The 17,102-nt window shown below is 69.3% G+C and carries 14 protein-coding genes and 1 riboswitch; of the genes, 9 read left to right on the forward strand and 5 right to left on the reverse strand.

What is annotated here, in order from left to right; all coding sequences use genetic code 11:
- Window positions 1–16: 16 nt before the first annotated feature.
- From A9310_RS09600 to A9310_RS09620, 5 genes are all read left to right on the forward strand, one after another.
- Window positions 17–622, forward strand: coding sequence for a TetR/AcrR family transcriptional regulator (locus tag A9310_RS09600; RefSeq protein WP_065630369.1), 606 nt, complete (start codon window positions 17–19; stop codon window positions 620–622).
- Window positions 619–2,280: an FAD-binding oxidoreductase gene (locus tag A9310_RS09605; protein ID WP_175401107.1), complete on the forward strand. Its 1,662-nt coding sequence runs from the start codon at window positions 619–621 to the stop codon at window positions 2,278–2,280. Before A9310_RS09600 ends, A9310_RS09605 begins: the two co-directional genes overlap by 4 nt.
- Before the next feature lie 42 nt (window positions 2,281–2,322).
- Window positions 2,323–4,521, forward strand: coding sequence for a phosphate acetyltransferase (gene pta, locus A9310_RS09610; RefSeq protein WP_065630370.1), 2,199 nt, complete (start codon window positions 2,323–2,325; stop codon window positions 4,519–4,521).
- Window positions 4,518–5,720, forward strand: a complete 1,203-nt coding sequence (locus A9310_RS09615; RefSeq protein ID WP_065630371.1) for an acetate kinase — start codon at window positions 4,518–4,520, stop codon at window positions 5,718–5,720. The genes pta and A9310_RS09615 overlap by 4 nt, the downstream gene beginning before the upstream one ends.
- A 154-nt stretch (window positions 5,721–5,874) precedes the next feature.
- Window positions 5,875–7,524 carry an HNH endonuclease signature motif containing protein gene (locus tag A9310_RS09620; RefSeq protein ID WP_065630372.1) on the forward strand — a complete coding sequence of 550 codons (1,650 nt, stop codon included), beginning with the start codon at window positions 5,875–5,877 and terminating at the stop codon, window positions 7,522–7,524.
- A gap of 2 nt (window positions 7,525–7,526) precedes the next feature.
- Here the strand turns inward: A9310_RS09620 and A9310_RS09625 are convergent, their stop codons facing one another.
- From A9310_RS09625 to A9310_RS09635, 3 genes are read right to left on the reverse strand one after another with little or no spacing between them, the layout of a single operon-like run.
- Window positions 7,527–10,127 (reverse strand): serine/threonine-protein kinase, encoded by a 2,601-nt coding sequence (locus A9310_RS09625; protein WP_065630373.1) that lies wholly within the window; start codon window positions 10,125–10,127, stop codon window positions 7,527–7,529.
- Window positions 10,128–10,132: 5 nt separating this feature from the next.
- Window positions 10,133–11,131, reverse strand: coding sequence for a glutamate ABC transporter substrate-binding protein (locus A9310_RS09630; RefSeq protein WP_065630374.1), 999 nt, complete (start codon window positions 11,129–11,131; stop codon window positions 10,133–10,135).
- On the reverse strand, window positions 11,128–12,579 hold the full coding sequence (locus A9310_RS09635; protein WP_058249606.1) for a hypothetical protein: 1,452 nt from the start codon (window positions 12,577–12,579) through the stop codon (window positions 11,128–11,130). The genes A9310_RS09630 and A9310_RS09635 overlap by 4 nt, the downstream gene beginning before the upstream one ends.
- Before the next feature lie 349 nt (window positions 12,580–12,928).
- On the opposite strand from A9310_RS09635, the gene A9310_RS09640 reads away from it, so the two are divergent.
- The gene (locus A9310_RS09640) at window positions 12,929–13,411 is read left to right on the forward strand and encodes an NUDIX hydrolase (protein ID WP_065630455.1); all 483 of its coding nucleotides are present in this window, start codon (window positions 12,929–12,931) and stop codon (window positions 13,409–13,411) included.
- Window positions 13,412–13,415: 4 nt separating this feature from the next.
- Here A9310_RS09640 and A9310_RS09645 read toward each other — a convergent pair whose 3' ends face one another.
- Both A9310_RS09645 and thiE read right to left on the reverse strand, forming a co-directional pair.
- On the reverse strand, window positions 13,416–13,799 hold the full coding sequence (locus tag A9310_RS09645) for a hypothetical protein (RefSeq protein WP_065630456.1): 384 nt from the start codon (window positions 13,797–13,799) through the stop codon (window positions 13,416–13,418).
- Between the two features lie 316 nt (window positions 13,800–14,115).
- Entirely contained in the window at window positions 14,116–14,826 is a 711-nt protein-coding gene (thiE, locus tag A9310_RS09650) for a thiamine phosphate synthase (RefSeq protein ID WP_065630457.1), read from the reverse strand.
- A gap of 48 nt (window positions 14,827–14,874) precedes the next feature.
- Window positions 14,875–14,984: riboswitch (TPP riboswitch) on the forward strand.
- Here thiE and thiO point away from each other — a divergent pair.
- From thiO to A9310_RS09665, 3 genes are all read left to right on the forward strand, one after another.
- Window positions 14,981–16,045 carry a glycine oxidase ThiO gene (thiO, locus tag A9310_RS09655; RefSeq protein WP_065630458.1) on the forward strand — a complete coding sequence of 355 codons (1,065 nt, stop codon included), beginning with the start codon at window positions 14,981–14,983 and terminating at the stop codon, window positions 16,043–16,045. It overlaps the preceding riboswitch by 4 nt.
- Window positions 16,042–16,254 carry a sulfur carrier protein ThiS gene (gene thiS / locus A9310_RS09660; protein ID WP_058249608.1) on the forward strand — a complete coding sequence of 71 codons (213 nt, stop codon included), beginning with the start codon at window positions 16,042–16,044 and terminating at the stop codon, window positions 16,252–16,254. Before thiO ends, thiS begins: the two co-directional genes overlap by 4 nt.
- 58 nt (window positions 16,255–16,312) lie before the next feature.
- Window positions 16,313–17,101, forward strand: a complete 789-nt coding sequence (locus A9310_RS09665) for a thiazole synthase (RefSeq protein WP_065630459.1) — start codon at window positions 16,313–16,315, stop codon at window positions 17,099–17,101.
- The last annotated feature ends 1 nt before the right edge of the window (window position 17,102 follow it).

The raw sequence follows: 17,102 nt of genomic DNA on the forward strand, positions 1-17,102 counted from the left end.
TCGCTACGGTTTTCGCATGGATCGTGACCGCATGGTGGATGTCGGAGTCGGGCTGGTGTCCCGGTTCGGGGCCAAGACGCTGAGTCTGACGTCGGTGGCCCGGCACGCCGGGGTGGCGCGGGCGACCGCCTACCGGATGTTCGGCGGCCGCGAAGCGCTGGTCACGGCCATCGTGGAACGCGAGGTGTCGCTGCTGCGGGTCAAGTTGATCGAGTGGTCGGCGACCGCGCCCGACGCGGCGGGCAAGATCCACGCGCAGGTGGTGAACGTGCTGCCCTACATCCGCAACCACGACGCGTTGCAGTACGTGCTGCGCAAGGAGCCGGAGGAAGTGGTCCGCGCGCTCGTCGCCACCAACGATTCGGCCGGGCCCACGCTCATCCATCAGATCGTGTCGGAGGCCCTGCCCGATCTGGAACCCGAGATCGGGGACCAGCTGTTCCCCACCCCGCGGGGGGCCGCCGAGTTCCTCGTGCGCACCATCTACTCCCTCATGCTCATCCCCGACAGCTTCCTGAGTGACGAGCAGATCGCCGAACTGGTCGTCCGGGCGATCGTCCGAGACGACACCGAGAGCGGTGGCGCGCCGACGGGCGGCAACCGGCCGGGCCCGGTCCGATGACCGGCGAGCACGTGTCCGACGAAACCGCGATCCCCGTCGTGGGGATGCTTCGGCCGCGCTGGGGAGCCCCGGCGCGCACGGCCGAACTGCCCGGCGCCGCGGCTGCGCTGGCCGGGGACCGGAAAGCCGACGCCGGCGTCGACCCGGGGACGATCTCGCCGGCTCGGTCGACGGTCGATGCTGCTGTCCGCGAAGAGATCTCGGCTGTCGTCGGCGCCGACCACGTCTCCGACGCGGACGCGGCACGGGTGCAGCACACGCGCGGGTACTCCACCCCGGACATCCTGCGGTTGCGCGCGGGTGACGCCGACGACGCGCCCGACCTCGTCGTGTACCCGGGCGACCACGACGAAGTGGTCGCGATCCTGCGGGTGTGTTCGGAGCGACGGATCGCGGTGGTGCCGTTCACCGGCGGGACATCCGTGGTGGGTGGGTTGACGCCGGACCGCGCCGGACTCGCCGGCGTGATCAGTCTCGACCTTCGCCGCCTCGACCGCGTGGTGGAGATCGACGAGATCTCCCGGACGGCGACCCTGCAGGCCGGTCTGCGCGGACCCGCGGCCGAGGCGCTCCTGCGCGAGAAGGGTTGGACCATCGGTCATTTCCCGCAGTCCTATGAGGGCGCCGGGATCGGTGGCTATGCCGCCACTCGCTCGGCCGGCCAGTCGTCGGCCGGATACGGGCGCTTCGACGAGATGGTCGAGGGCCTCGTGTTGGCGACTCCGCGCGGAACCGTCGAACTCGGTACCGCGCCGCGGTCGGCGGCCGGACCCGACCTGCGTCAGCTGGTCCTCGGGTCGGAGGGCGTGTTCGGTGTCATCACGAGCGTGCAGATCCGTATCCGGCCGGCCCCGACGACCCGCGTCTTCGACGCCTGGCGGTTCGCCTCGTTCGCCAAGGGCGCGACAGCTCTCCGTCGGCTGGCCCAGGACGGTCCCCTGCCGACGGTGCTCCGGCTGTCCGACGAGGTGGAGACGGCGTTGAATCTCGCTGATCCCGCCGGCGCCGGGAGCGAAGCGAGCGGGCCGGATGACGCCGGCGCCGGGAGCGGTGAGGGCGATGGTGATGGCGATGGCGGCGGGTGTCTGGTCGTCGCCGGGTACGAGGGTGCGGCCGACGAGGTGGCGCGGCGACGCGATGCGGCATCGTCGGTGTTGATCGACGCCGGTGGCGGGGCGCTGGGGGAGGGTCCCGGAGAGGCCTGGCGGACAGGACGTTTCGCGGGACCGTACCTTCGCGACCCGTTGCTCGATGCCGGGGTGTTGGTCGAGACGCTCGAGACCGTCGCGTTCTGGTCGCGGCTGCACGACGTGCGCGCCGCGGTGACGGCCGCGCTGACGGACTCGCTCACTGCCTCGGGTACGCCGCCGCTGATCATGTGCCACGTGAGTCACGTCTACGCGTCRGGTGCCTCGCTGTACTTCACGGTCGTCGCACCGTTCGCCGACGACCCGCTGGCGCAGTGGGGGGCGGCGAAAGTCGCGGCCAATTCCGCGATCCGGGCGTCCGGTGCCAGCATCACCCATCATCACGCGGTCGGGCGGGATCACCGTGACGCGTACCACGACGAGATCGGGCCCCTGGCCCTGGACGCGTTGCGGTCGGTCAAGGCGTCGCTCGATCCCGACGGTGTGTGCAATCCGGGTATTCTCCTCTGACGCCCGACTCCGGGACCGGGGTTGCCCGGTCCGTCCGCCACTATGCTGGGGCGCATGGCCACGGATAGAGTCCAGACCGCCGACGCCGACGGACCCGCGAGCGCGGATCAGATCGTCGCCGACCCCACGACCAGCATCTACATCGCCTCGGCCGAAGGCGAGACCGGTAAGTCCATCGTCGCGCTGGGGTTGCTGGCCCTGCTGTCGGCGACCGGCGGGCGGGTCGGAGTGTTCCGTCCGATCTCGCGGACGGCCGCGGAGGATCGTGATCCGATCCTCGATCTCCTCCTCGACTACGAATCCGCCGACCTCCCGTACGAGGACTGTCTCGGTGTCACCTACGAGGAGGTGCACAACGATCCCGAAGGTGCGGTCGCCGAGATCGTCGCGCGCTTCCACGCCATCCAGTCCCGCTGCGACCGCGTGGTCATCGTCGGTTCGGATTACACCGACGTCGGCACCCCGTCGGAGCTGAGCTACAACGCCCGGATCGCCGCGAATCTGTCGGCGCCGATGGTGTTGGCGATCAAGGCGATCGACCGGTCGCCGGAAGAGATGCACGGTCTGGCCGAGGGGTTGATCGCCGAGGTGACCGCTGCCCATGCCACCCCCGTCGCCCTGGTTGCCAACCGGTGCGACCCCGACCGCCTCGACAAGATCCGGGACCAGTTGCGCAGCACCGGGATTCCGGCGCTGTGCCTACCCGAGGAGCCGGTGCTCTTCGCCCCCACGATGGGGGAGCTCAAGGAGGCGCTCGGCGCGACGATGTACAGCGGTGACGAGGAATTGCTCGACCGCGAGGCGCTCCGGGTGATGGTCGGTGGCATGACCGTCGAGCACATCCTGGAGCGGCTCACCGACGGCACCGTGGTCATCACGCCCGCCGACCGGTCGGATGTTCTCCTGGCACTCGTGAACGCCAACACCGCACAGGGTTTCCCGCGTCTCGCCGGCATCATCCTCAACGGCGGACTCAAACCGCACCCGATGATCGAGGCGCTGGTGAGCGGGTTGAAGCCGACCCTGCCGATCATCAGCTGCCCGCAGGGCACCTACGACACCGCGCGTACCGCCGCTCACACGCGCGGCAAGGTGGGGGTGGGCTCGGTACACAAGATCGAGGCCGCACTGGCGATGATGGAGACCCATGTCGACCCCGAGAAGGTCATGCGCAACCTCAACGTGTCGACGCCGACCGTGGTGACGCCGCAGATGTTCGAGTACCGCCTGATCTCCCGTGCGCGCGCCGACCGAAAGCACATCGTGTTACCGGAGGGCGACGATGACCGGATCCTGCGGGCCGCCAACAGGCTTGCGCGGCGCAGCGTTGCCGACCTCACTCTGCTCGGTGATCCCGAAGCGGTGCGCGAGCGTTCCATCGAACTCGGACTCGACCTCTCCGACGTCACGGTCATCGACCCGGCCGAGTCGGAGTATCTCGACGAGTTCGCCCGGATCTACACCGAGCTGCGCAAGCACAAGGGTATGGATCTGGAACGGGCCCAGGAGAAGATGCGTGACGTGTCGTATTTCGGCACGATGATGGTGCACACCGGGCGCGCCGACGGGATGGTGTCGGGGGCGTCGCACACCACGGCCCACACGATCCGGCCGGCCTTCGAGATCATCAAGACCAAACCGGGTGTGTCCACCGTGTCGAGCGTGTTCTTCATGTGCCTGGCCGATAAGGTGCTCGCGTACGGAGACTGCGCCATCGTCCCGGATCCGTCCGACGAACAGCTCGCCGACATCGCCATCTCCTCGGCGCAGACGTCCGCGGCCTTCGGTATCGATCCCCGGGTCGCGATGCTGTCGTACTCGACCGGGACGTCCGGATCGGGTGCCGACGTCGAGAAGGTCAAGACCGCAACCGAACTCGTGCGCGAGCGGCAACCCGATCTGCTGGTCGAGGGGCCGATCCAGTACGACGCCGCGGTGGAACCCTCAGTGGCGAAGACCAAGATGCCCGACTCGCCGGTGGCCGGCCGTGCGACCGTGCTGATCTTTCCCGACCTCAACACGGGCAACAACACGTACAAGGCGGTGCAGCGGAGCGCGGGGGCGGTCGCGATCGGCCCGGTGCTGCAGGGCTTGAACAAGCCGATCAACGACCTGAGTCGCGGCGCCCTCGTCTCGGACATCGTGAACACGGTCGCCATCACCGCGATCCAGGCCCAGCAGGAGGGCGTGGACCCACTCGCCGAGAACGCCGCCTCCGCCGAGGCCGAGGGTCCCCGATGAGCGGGGCGTCGGGTGCGGTGCTGGTGCTCAACGCCGGCTCGTCGTCGCTGAAATACCAACTGGTGCAACCGGCGGACGGCACGGTGATCGCGGAGGGCATCGCGGAGCGGATCGGCGACTCCGGTTCGTCGATGACACACGAACAGAACGGCGAGACCGTCACCGAGACACTGGAACTCGACGATCACCTCGCCGCGGTCCGACGGGCGGAACGCTTCTTCGCCGACAACGGAACCGATCTGGCCGACGCGGGACTGAGCGCGGTCGGACATCGGGTGGTGCACGGTGGCCGGTCGTTCTACGAGCCGACGGTGGTGACCCCCGAGGTGATCTCGGAGATCGAGCGGATCTCCCCGCTGGCGCCGCTGCACAATCCGGCCAACCTGGTCGGCATCCTGGCGGCCCTGGAGTTGCTCCCCGACGTCCCCTCGGTGGCCGTGTTCGACACCGCGTTCTTCCACGGTCTCCCCGACGCGTCGGCGACATACGCGATCGACCGTGCGGTCGCGGACGAACATGCGATCCGCCGCTACGGTTTTCACGGCACCAGCCACGAGTATGTCTCCGGTCGGGTGGCCGAGTTCCTCGACCGCGACCCGGCGTCGCTGAACCAGATCGTGCTGCACCTGGGCAACGGCGCGTCGGCGTCGGCCATCGCGGGCGGGCAGCCGATCGACACGTCCATGGGGATGACCCCGCTCGAAGGGTTGGTGATGGGCACCCGCAGCGGTGACCTCGACCCCGGACTGGTCCTGCATCTGCACCGGGTGGCGAACCTGTCCGTCGACGAGATCGACACGCTGCTCAACAAGCGTTCGGGACTTCGAGGTCTGTGCGGCGAGAACGACTTCCGTGCCATCACCCAGCTGATGGACAACGGTGACGACGCCGCCCGGCGCGCCTTCGACGTCTATATCCACCGCCTGCGCCGTTATATCGGTGCCTACGCCTTCGCCCTCGGCCGCGTCGATGCCATCACCTTCACGGCCGGTGTAGGGGAGAACTCCGCAGTCGTCCGCGCCCGTGCGCTGGCGGGGTTGGAAGGGTTCGGGATCATCGTCGATGACGAGCGAAACGCGGTGCGTGGCAAGGAGGCTCGTCGTATCTCGGCGGGTGACAGTGCGGTAGAGGTCCTTGTGGTTCCGACGAATGAGGAGTTGGCCATCGCCAGGCAGTCGGCGGCGGTGGTCGGGGGCTGATTCGCGGCCGCAGGATGGTGCGAGAATCGGCTGCCCCTACCACGCGCCACCGACAAGATGCGCTGTGCGAATGGACAACGAAAAACGTTGCACACCAGCGCTATAGCGGCTATGCTCGAACATGTATTCGTGCAATCGTCTCCGGGGGGTGACAATGTCTGACGAATCAATGACGCCGCAACCGCGCGCCGTCGAGTTGGTGGCCGAGCTGCACGCGACCCTCGACAAACTGCAGACCGTTGACTTGTCCCCGTGCACCGACGAAGAACTGATGGAAGTCGCCGCCGCCACCGAACGCGCGATCGCTCGAACCACTTTTGCCGGCGACCGGCAAGTCGCCGAAATCGAGGCTCGGGATCTGCCCCGCAAGACCGGCTGCCGCACTCTGATGCAGTTCATGACCCATCGGCTGCGGATCTCCAACCCGATGCGTCGACGCAAGCAGCTGAACGCCACCGCCGCGCTGACTTGCCTCAACGGCGACCGTCTCGAACCCGAACACCCTACGCTGGCAAAAGCTTTCGCCACCGGATCCGTGGGGACCGGGCACGTCCAGGCCGCCATCGATGTCCTCGACCAGATCCCGCATGCTGTCGAACACGACATCAAGGTCGCCGCCGAGCGACAGATGGCCGAGATCGCCGAAGCCCACACGCCTGCCGAGATCACCCAGCTCGGCGCGCGGCTGCTCGCCCACCTCGACCCCGACGGCACCCTGGCCGACGACACCGACCAGAAACGACGCCGCGGCCTGTGGATCGGCCGGCAACGCGCCGACGGGACAGCCAGAATATCGGGCACCCTGACACCCGCACTTGCCGCCCGGCTCACCATGATGTTCGCCGTGTGGGGCAAACCCGGACTCAATAACCCCGACGACCCCGCCTCGCCCCAAGGCCCGGCCGGCACCGCCGACCCCGACGCCCTGGCCTCGGCGGCCGACCGCGACGGTCGCACTCTCGCCCAGACGAATCACGACGCGCTCGACGCCGCCCTGGCCGCGGGGTTCGCCGACGGCGCACTCGGCACCTCGCACCGCGGCCTGCCCGTCCAACTGATCATCAAAGCCGACCTCTCCGACCTGATCCGAGAAGCCGGACTCGCCACCACCGCCACCGGCACCCTGCTTCCCATCCGGGACCTGATCGCGATGGCCGGTGACGTCCAGCCGTGGTTGGCGATCTTCAAAGACGCCACCGCTGTGCCGCTGCACTTCGGGCGGGGCAGACGTCTGGCCACCCGCGAACAACGACTCGTCTCCTTCGCCCGTCCCGACGGGGAAGTGTGTTCGGCACCCGGCTGCGATCAGCCCGCCACCCACATCGAGCTTCATCACGCCCACAAAGATTGGGCCAAGGGCGGTCTCACCGACATCGATGATCTCGCCCCTGCCTGTCCCCGTCACAACCGGATGGTCGGCGACAATCCCGGCCAGTACACCACGCACATCGAGCGCTCTGGACCTGATGAAGGCCGCTGCGTCTGGCGATTGAACGCTGAACCCGGCGCCCCACCCAATCCCGGTCGCCTGAACCGCCGACCCGACATACCGCGGCGGTTCGCAGAACACCTGAACACCGTGCGCGACGAGATCCACGGGCCAGCACCGCGGTCCGGCGATCACCCACGCCCAGACAACCGAAACCGCGATGAACTGCGCCTGAAGGTCAGCCACGTCATCGACGTCCGACCGCCACTGCGCGTGCGTCGCAGCACCCGTCCGTCACCGGTCGAGGCCCACCTCGCGGAGCTTTTGGGCGAAGACCCTCTCGTGCGCAACGCAGCAGGGACGTTCTTCGGATAGCCCTAGAACAACGTATTCGGCCGGACGTAGTTGGCGAGGTCGACGAGCATGAACCGGTGGTCCCGGTTGGTGCGGGTCAGGCGGGCCAGCTGGCGCAGCGAACGTTCGGTGCCGGTGCGAATGCCGTACTCGGTGAACGGGAAACCGAGCAGCGTCGAGGGTTCGTTGTCCTGCTTGGCGTCGTCGGGATTGTCGTGAATCCAGCCCAGCGCGGTGCCCAGCACTATGAGCAGCATCCGGGCCTTGCGTGGTTCGGTGTCCGGGATCTGCTCGAGACGTCGTGCGGCCTCGACGATCTGCTCGCGGGTCACCTGCGAGGTGGGTCGCCCGTGCACGAGCGCGATGATCGCCGTCGCGCGCGCGGTGTTGAAGTGGCGGCTGGTGGCCGGGACCTCGTCGAGCGGTTGGATCGCGGCGTCGATGTCACCGGCCGCCACGGCGAGCCGGGCCAGACCGAACGCGGCGGTCACGATGCTGTGATCGGTCAACCACAGATCGTGATAGTGGTGCTGCGCAACGTCATACAGTTTGGAGATCTTCTCGGCAGACTTCGCCGGGCCCTTCTCGTCGGCCAGCCAACGGCCGATGAGTTCGGCCGTACCGGCGACGGCGAGCTTGGGCGCGACCTCGCCCGGCATCGCACCGAGGACCTCGTCGAAGCGTTCATAGGCCAGTTCGGGTTCGTCGTTCATCAACGCGCAGATGCCCATGTACCACTCGACCCGCCACGAATCACCGTGGTGGGCACGGACTTCCTGCAGAAGGGCGAGTGCGGTGTCGACGTCGTCGAGCTGCAGATGCGCGCGGGCCTCGGCGAGATCGATCTCCCGCGACGGGTGGGCGTTCTTGACCGGCCGGCCGCCGAAGAGCGAGGCGAAACCCTCTGCCCGGGCGGTGTTGATGGAATCCAGGGTCTGTCGCGGGTCCGACAGCGCCGCCGAGGTGAGCAGACTCGCCGCCGGGTCGAGTGGGTTGACCAGCGGAACGGGCAGGGCGTTGGCGATATCCACCGGATCGTAGAACGCCGCCTGATCGGGGTCGAAGAAGCCGTCGACCGGCGCGAGCATCAGGTCGGTGCCGAACGTCGAGCGCTGCGGCGTGAAGACCGTGGACAGCGCGGGCCGCGGGACCCCCGTGTGCACGGCGACCGTCTCGCGCAACACGTTCAGCACCTGGGTGCTCATCTCCTCCGCGGAGACGAACCGATCGGCGGGGTCGGGGGCGGTGGCGCGTTGCAGGAGGCGGTAGTACGACGGATTGTTCCGGAAGACAGGCGTCTTCGACGCGGCGGGCAGGCCGTCGACGTAGCGTCCGTTCCGCATCTCCATCGGCACGGTCAGGACCGCTAGGGTGCGCCCGATGCTGTAGATGTCGGTCGCGATCTGCGGCCCGGTCTTCACGATCTCCGGTGCCTGGAACCCGGGCGTGCCGTACAGGTGCCCGTAGCCGTTGATCGGCGAGACCGCACCGAGGTCGATCAGCTTCACCTCGTCACTGCCGACCATGATGTTCTCGGGTTTGACGTCGTTGTAGACCAGGCCGACCGAGTGCAGATAGCCCACGGCGAGAAGCACTTCCAGGATGTAGGCCAGGCCCTGCTCCACCGACAGCAGGGAGTTGTCCGGATCGCCCGCGGTGATCTGTTTGAGCGTCTGGCCGCCGATGTACTCCATCACGATGTAGCCGAAGCGGTCATCGTCGTCGACGTGCTCGACGAAGTTGTAGATCTTGACGATCCCGGGATGGTTGACCGAGGCCAGGAACTGCCGTTCCGCGACCGCGACGCGCTGCGCCTCCGAATCCGAGGAATTCAGCAGGCCTTTGAGGACGACGGGCCGGTCGCTCACGTTGCGGTCGATGGCCAGGTAGATCCAGCCGAGGCCGCCGTGGGCGATGGCGCCGGCGATCTCGTACTGGTCGGCGACCAATGTTCCGGGAGCCAGTCCCGGGACGAAGGAGTACCGGGCGCCGCAGTTGCCGCAGTCGCCGGTCGGGGGACCGGCGCCCTCGCCCTCGGCTCGACCGACGGGTTTGCCGCAGCGCCAGCAGAACCGCTTGCTGTCGGCGATCACCGGGTCGTCGATGACGGCGTCCTCGGGTTCGATGTCGGTGATCTTCGGCATCTCGACCAGGCCGCTGCCGAGCCGTCGCTCGTGCACCGGCGGCCGACGCCGCGGAACCAGACGCCGGCCGAGCGGACCGGAGTCGGGTTCCGGGTGGGGCACGGCGGGACGCTGCCGTTCGACGCGGTCGGTCCGGTCGTCGGGGTCGACCCCGACGGTGAACACCGGAGCGACGGCCTGGGTTCCGACATCCGGGTCGGTGCGTCGGCCGGGCCGGGGGTCGGTGGTGTCGGCCATGTCGTCAGGGCCCTCGGTCAGCGCCGCCAGGTCGGCCCGCTGGGTGCCGACGTCGACCACCTTCGCGGTCGTCTCGGCGTCCTCACCACCGGGACGGCCACCGCCCGGGCCGGGACCGTCGAGGTCGGCGTCGTCGTCGCCGAGCAGGGCGTCGAGCGAGACCCGCTGGGTGCCGAGGTCGTCGCCCCGGTCGCCGTGGGTGACGTCGTCTGTGTCGTGCCCGTTCCGGGCCGCGTCGTCCATGGGCATCAGTCCCGGTAATACGGCTGGGGAGCGCCGTACCCACTGTCGAGGATGGACAGCCACCGGTCCCGGATCTCCTGCCATCGGCCGGTCACCCGGATGCGCTCGAGCACGCCGTTGACGAACCGGATCATATCGTCCTGGCCCTTGGGAATCCCGACGCCGTAGAACTCCTCGCCGAGGCTGGGACCGACGACCCGCAACCACGGATCCTGTGCGGCGAGACCGGCGAGGATCGCGTCGTCGGTGGTCGCCGCGTCGATCTGACCCTGCTGCATCAGGACCAGGCAATCGGCCCAGGTCGTCGTGCTGACGATCTTGGCTCGGGGCTGGATGGCCTGGATACGACCGATCGAGGTGGTCCCGCGCGCGGCGCAGACCCGCTTGTCGGCGAGCTGCGCCGGACCGGTCACGTTGGAGTTCCGGAACGACAGGATGCGCTGGGACGCGACGTAATAGGGGGCCGAGAAACTGATGTCGCGCAACCGGTCGCAGGTGATGCTCATCGTCTTGATCACCAGATCGACCGTCATGTCCCGCAGGGCGTCGATCCGCTGGGCGGAACTCAGCACCTGGAACTCGACGCGGCGGTCGTCTCCGAAGATGGCGCCGGCGATCTCGTGCGCGATGTCCACGTCGAAGCCCTGGATGTCGCCGGTGATCGGGTCGCGGAAGCTGAACAGGTTGGACCCGATGTCGAGCCCGACGATCAGCCGACCCCGCTCGAGGATGCCGGCCATCGTCGAATTGATCGGCATCTGAGCAGGGGGCGGCATCTGGGCGGGCGGCCGCAGGGTCAGGGTCGCGTTGCAGGCCTCGGAACTCGGCGGCGGTTCGACGGGCACGTCGACCTGGACGCCGGGCAGCATCGGTTGCCCGGCGGTCGCCGTCGGTGGGGGTGATTCGGGTGCGGGGAAACGCACGCACCCGGTGGCGACGAGGCCGGTGAGCGCGAGCAGGACCACGACGGTCAGCAGGCGGCGAGGCGAGGGAACGGTCGTCATCGGTACTCCCGGATGCGCGGGATGAGACCGCCCACGACCGCGACGCCGGCGAAGACGGTGAGCAGCAGGATGCCGGTGCCGGTGAACCCGAGGACCCGTTGCGCGGTGTTGATGTCGTCCCGGAAGGAGTTCCGCGCAGTCGTGATCGCATCGACCAGCGCGGTGTCGACCGCGGTGTAGGCGCGCGCCGAACTGTCCGGTCCGTCGCCGACGGTGTGCAGGCGCGCGAGACCGAAGTTGCCGGTCTGGATGTAGCGGCGGACCGCGGCGTCGGTGCGGCGCCACTCGGTCAGCGCCGCCGTGACCGTGTCCAGTTGTTCGCCGGTGACCGCGCTGTCGCCGTCTTCGGTGCCCTCGCGGACGTCGTCGACGATGTTGCCGATCTCGCTGGTCGCCGCGGAGAAGCTGCGCTCGAGACCGCCCTGATCACCGCGGCGGATGAGCGAGAGCGTCTCGGCCGACCGCGCCTGCTGGGTGAGGATCCGGGCGGCGGTCAGGTCGCGGAGCGGGTCGGCGCCCTCGGTGCGGGCGTCGCTGGTGGCGGCCACCGACATCAGACCGGAGGCGAGCAACCACAGGGTCCCGACGCTGAGGGCGAAGATGGCCGCCACGATGCCGATGTTGAACCGCCGCCGGGTCCGCCGCGCCAGGTAGCGCGACGTCAGGACAAGCGCGGCGAGCAGGAATAGCAGCGGCGCGTACACGGTCCAGGGTGGACGGGTGAGGGTTTGCTGGGGGTCGGCGATGGCCATCGATCGCCGTTCGTAGAGGCGCTGGGCGGCCGGAAGGATCTGGTCCTGCATCATCGACGACGCCTGGCCGAGATACGCCGACCCCACCGGGTTGCCGAGCCGGTTGTTCGTCCGCGCCGTCTCGATGAGTCCGCTGTAGACCGGGATCGAGGTGGACAGGGTCTCGAGATCGGCGCTGACCGCCTGCTCGGCCCGGTCCGACACCATGCCGGAACCGGGTTCGCTGGAGGTGCCGGTGGCCAGGATCAGCGACGACGACGCCGTCGCCAGCGCGTCGGAGTAGCGCTGCCGCAGATCGGGGGTCTCCAGTCCGCCGGAGATGAACGCCGCGTTCGCCGACGCGTCGGCGATCGACAGCGAGCTGTAGAGAACCTGCGCGGCCTCGGCGAGCGGTTCGGTCCGATCGATGAGGCGCTGCAGAGTCTGGGTGCGGTCTTCCAGGACCGTTGATGCGTACAGGCCGGTGCTCAGACAGCCGAGCGCCAGGATTCCGCAGATGATGATCAGCTTGCCCGGGGTCGTGACGGCGAAGTGGCGCAGGGTCTGGAACGGGGACTGGGCGCGTTCCCGGGCGGTGGCGACGAGTTCGCGTCGGTCGGCGAGCACCTGGCGGATCGGGGGCGAGGCCTGCGCCGGACGGATCGTGCGACCGCCACGCGTCAGCGCCGTCCGCACGGAGGACGCGTCGCCGGTCACCTACCTGATCCCTTCTCGAACGCTGGATCGTCTCCGGTGCGGTCCTACGGTCACCGGTTCCCCGTTCCGGATTCGCGTGACCGGGCGATCAACGTCAGGGGTTGTGTCATCTGGGTCATCGTTCACCGGGTCGTGCGTGTTTCACCCTATGTCATCGTGCCGGGTTCCTCCCGAGTCGATCGGCGCCGCGCCGCCGACCTCGGCGGTTCGCGCGTGCCGGGGTGCTCGCCGACGCACCTCGTGGTTCCGCGCCGCGATGAGAGGGCTTCGCGGTCTCCCTGGCAGGTGTTGCGCATCTCACTTACGGTGGAGGCACCCGGTCGGGGCGACCGGGTTGCGAGGAGGCGTGGTGCGCGGCGACGGCGACGGCTGGGTGATCGATCCCGACGGTTCTCGATACTGGGGTATCCACGGCGCGGCAGGTCTGCTGCTGCGGGCGCCGCTGCCGGAGGGAACCACCGGCGTACTTCTCCAGCACCGCGCGGCCTGGTCGCATCAGGGCGGTACGTGGGCGTTGCCAGGAGGGGCCCGCGACTCACACGAGGGCGCCATCGACACCGCGATCCGTGAGGCCGAGGAAGAAGCCGGCATCACCGCCGACGACCTTCGCGTCGTCGCCGCGGTCGTCACCCATGAAGCGCCCGGCGGGTGGACCTACACCACCGTCATCGCCGAGACCGACTCGCCGGTCCGCACGGTCGCCAACTTCGAATCCACGGAACTGCGATGGGTCGACGAGAAGCGCGTCGATCAACTCCCGCTGCATCCCGCGTTCGGACTCGCGTGGCCCGTTCTCCGCGAGCGGATCGCGATGTTGGATCCCCAGAGCTGAGCCCTCACACCCCGGCGCGGTCGGACTCCAGCAGTCGGTTCGCCCCGGCGACCAGCGCGTGGACGTTCGCCTCGTCGCTGCTCGCGCCCTCACCGACGGCCCAGGCCTGCCGGCCGTCGTGCTCGCACAGCAGGAACGTCGTGACCATGCCGTCGACGACCCGCTGGTGCAGCCGGACGATCTGAACCGGGGCGCCGACGTCGTAGAGGATCGAGGTCATCGCACCGACGGGGCCGGCGGCGACGGCGCTGCGGGACATGATGCGGTCGGCGATCGCGAGCGTCGCGCGGCACTCGACCAGGTCGCCCGAGCACGGGACGGCAGAGAAGGAGCCCAGCCGGATCGTGCCGCCACGGGAGTACTCGTCGGTGAATTCCTGCCAGGTCATCCCGGCGGCCTCCTCGTGCATCCCGGGGGGAAGCGGGCGGCCGAAACGTGCGGCGAAGTGGTCGCCGCCGTGCCGGTCGTCGCGCTCGGTCCACGAACAGGATCGACGAGGTAGATGAAAAGGGTGCATCTCGAAAACCGATTTCGGTCGAAGAACGGATGACCGACTGGAGAGCGCAACCGACCCGCAGCGGGGGGTCGGTCAGATTCAGACCCCGCTGCGGCGGGTTACGAGAACGCTCGTGATGCACAACATTATCGGTCCACCATAGACCCGCGACACCGACCGGGCAAACGTGTTTCCGCCAGGCGAACCGCTACAGCATCCCGGCGAGGTCGGTGGCTGCGGCGGCCGGGTCGGCAGCCGCGGTGATGGCCCGCACGACGACGATGCGCCGCGCCCCGAGCGCGGTGACCTCCCCGACGCGGCCGGCGTCGATCCCGCCGATGGCGAACCACGGCTTGGCTGATTGTGTTGCGGCCGTTGAGGACACGAGGTCGAGGCCGGCGGCGGCGCGGCCCGGTTTGGTGGGCGTGGTCCAGCACGGACCGACGCAGAAGTAGTCGACGTCGTCGTCGGCGATCGCGGCGGCAGCCTGCTCGGGGTCGTGGGTCGAGGCGCCGATGAGGACGTCCGGTCCGACGATCCGGCGGGCCGCCGACGGCGACAGGTCGCCCTGTCCGACGTGCAGGACATCGGCCCCGGAGAGCGCCGCGACGTCGGCCCGGTCGTTGACCGCAAGCAGGGCGCCATGCGCGTCGGCGACCTTCCGCATGCCCGCGAGGATCTCGAGTTCCTCGCCCGCCTCCAGGGTCCCGAACTCGCGCTCACCCGGCGAGTTCTTGTCGCGCAGCTGCACGATGTCGACGCCGCCCGCGAGCGCCGCGTCGACGAAGTCGAGCAGGTCACCGCGTTCGCGCCGGGCGTCGGTGCACAGGTACAGGCGGGCCGTGGAGAGCCGCCGGCGACGGTCCGTCGCGGAGCCGGGGTCCGTCGACGCGGAGCTGGTGCGGTTCGGGGTCGTCACGCCGACCAGGCTAACCGGACCCCCGACGCCCCGGCGTAGGGTGGATCGCACGAACACACGGGAGTCCGGATCGGCCGGGCTGAGAGTGCGGACAGAATCCGCTGACCGTCGAACCTGATCCGGGTCATTCCGGCGAAGGAAGGTGATTCCCAACGTGGATTCCCCACCGCAGCGCCCTGCCCACCGCGCCCTGACGGTCGTCGGGGGCGGTGTCATCGGGCTGACCTGTGCGCTCACCGCGGCCGACGCCGGATGGCGGGTTCGCGTCCTCGACGCCGGCACCGAGGAGCGCGCGTCCTGGGTCGCCGGCGGCATGCTCGGTTCACTCGGCGAGGGTCATCCCGGCGAGGACGCGTCCCTGGCCCTGTCGGTCGAGTCGGTCCGGCTGTGGCCGGCGCTCGTGAAGCGGCTCGACGACCCGGGTGTCGTCACCGCCACCGACTCGCTGTTCGTCGCGGCCTCGGCCACCGACATCGAGTACCTGCGGCATCTCGCCGACTTCGTCTGGGCCGGGCAGCCCGCCACCGATGCCGCGCTGCAGTCGGTGACCGGCCGCGACATCCGGACCCTGGAACCGTCGCTGAGCTCTCGACTGGTCGGTGGCTACCGCGCGGTCGGCGAGTGGTCCGTCGACAACCGGCGGCTGCTCGAGGCGTTGCGCGCCGCCGCGACGTCGGCGGGTGCCGAGTTGGTCTCCGCGCGCGTCGAATCCCTGGCCGACCTCGACGACCTCGGTTCCGACACCCAGATCCTGCTCGCCGCTGGACTCGGCACCGCGGCCCTCTGGCCGGGTGTGGACCTGCATGCGGCGAAGGGGGAGATCCTCCGCCTTCGCCGTACTCGCTGGTCGGTGCCGCCGCCCGGCCACGTCGTCCGGGCACGTCTCCACGGGCGGGCCGTGTACCTGGTGCCGCGCGAGGACGGAGTCGTCGTCGGCGCCACCCAGTACGAGGCCGAGGGGATTGCCGACCGCGCGCCGCAGGCCGGCGGGGTCGCGGATCTGCTCGCCGACGCGATCGAGGTCTTCCCCGGGCTGCGGACCTACGAACTGACCGAAGCAGGGGCGGGTCTGCGGCCGTGCACCGCGGACGGATTGCCGATCGTCACCCGTGTGGACACACGAACGGTCGTGGCGACCGGGCACGGGCGCAACGGGATCGTCCTCGCCCCGGGCACCGCCGCCCGCGTGTTGTCGATTCTGGAAGGAGCAGAGGAATGAGTATCACCGCCAGCATCACCGTCAACGGCAAGAGCGTCGACGTCGGAGCCGACACGTCGGTGCGCGACGTCGTCACCGGGCTGGGGTTGCCGGACCGGGGGATAGCGGTCGCGGTGGACGGCGCGGTCGTCCCGCGCGGCCGCTGGGACCGGCACACGATGACCGACGGTGCCGTCGTCGAGATCGTCACGGCGGTGCAGGGTGGCTGAGCTCGCCGATCTGAAGCCCGACGCCTCGCGGACCGAGCAGAGGTCCGGCGACGAGACGATCCCGGATGCGGACCATCTGCGCATCGCCGGTCGCGACTTCTCGTCGCGACTCATCACCGGCACCGGCGGCGCGTCGAATCTCGCGACCCTGGAACGCGCGCTGGTCGCGTCGGGGACCGAGCTGACCACCGTCGCGGTTCGGCGCGTCGACGCGGCCTCGGGCACCGGGGTCTTCGATCTGCTGCGCCGGCTCGACATCGCCGTCCTGCCCAACACCGCGGGCTGTCACACCACCGCCGAGGCGGTCCTGACCGCCCAGCTGGCGCGCGAGGCGTTCGAGACCGACTGGGTGAAGCTCGAGGTGGTCGCCGACGAACGCACCCTGATGCCCGACGCCATCGAACTCGTCGACGCCGCGGCCGGACTGGTCGCGGACGGCTTCGTGGTGCTGGCCTACACGAACGACGATCCGGTCCTGGCCGCGCGACTCGCCGATCTCGGTGTCGCGGCGGTGATGCCCCTCGGGTCGCCCATCGGGACCGGACTCGGAATCCTCAACCCGCACAACATCGAGATGATCGTCGACGACTGTCACACCCGCTTCGACGACCCGCTGCCGGTCATCCTCGACGCGGGCATCGGCACGGCGAGCGACGCGGCCCTGGCGATGGAACTCGGTTGCGACGGCGTGCTTCTGGCCACCGCCGTGACCCGGGCGGAGAACCCTGAACTGATGGCGACGGCGATGCGGCACGCGGTGACCGCGGGCCGCCTGGCCGCGCGTGCGGGCCGGATCCCCAAGCGTTTCTGGGCGCACGCGTCCTCACCCGGGCGCGACCGGGACTGAC

The organism is Gordonia sp. UCD-TK1 (assembly GCF_001691435.1).
In the GTDB taxonomy this organism is placed as follows: domain Bacteria; phylum Actinomycetota; class Actinomycetes; order Mycobacteriales; family Mycobacteriaceae; genus Gordonia; species Gordonia hongkongensis.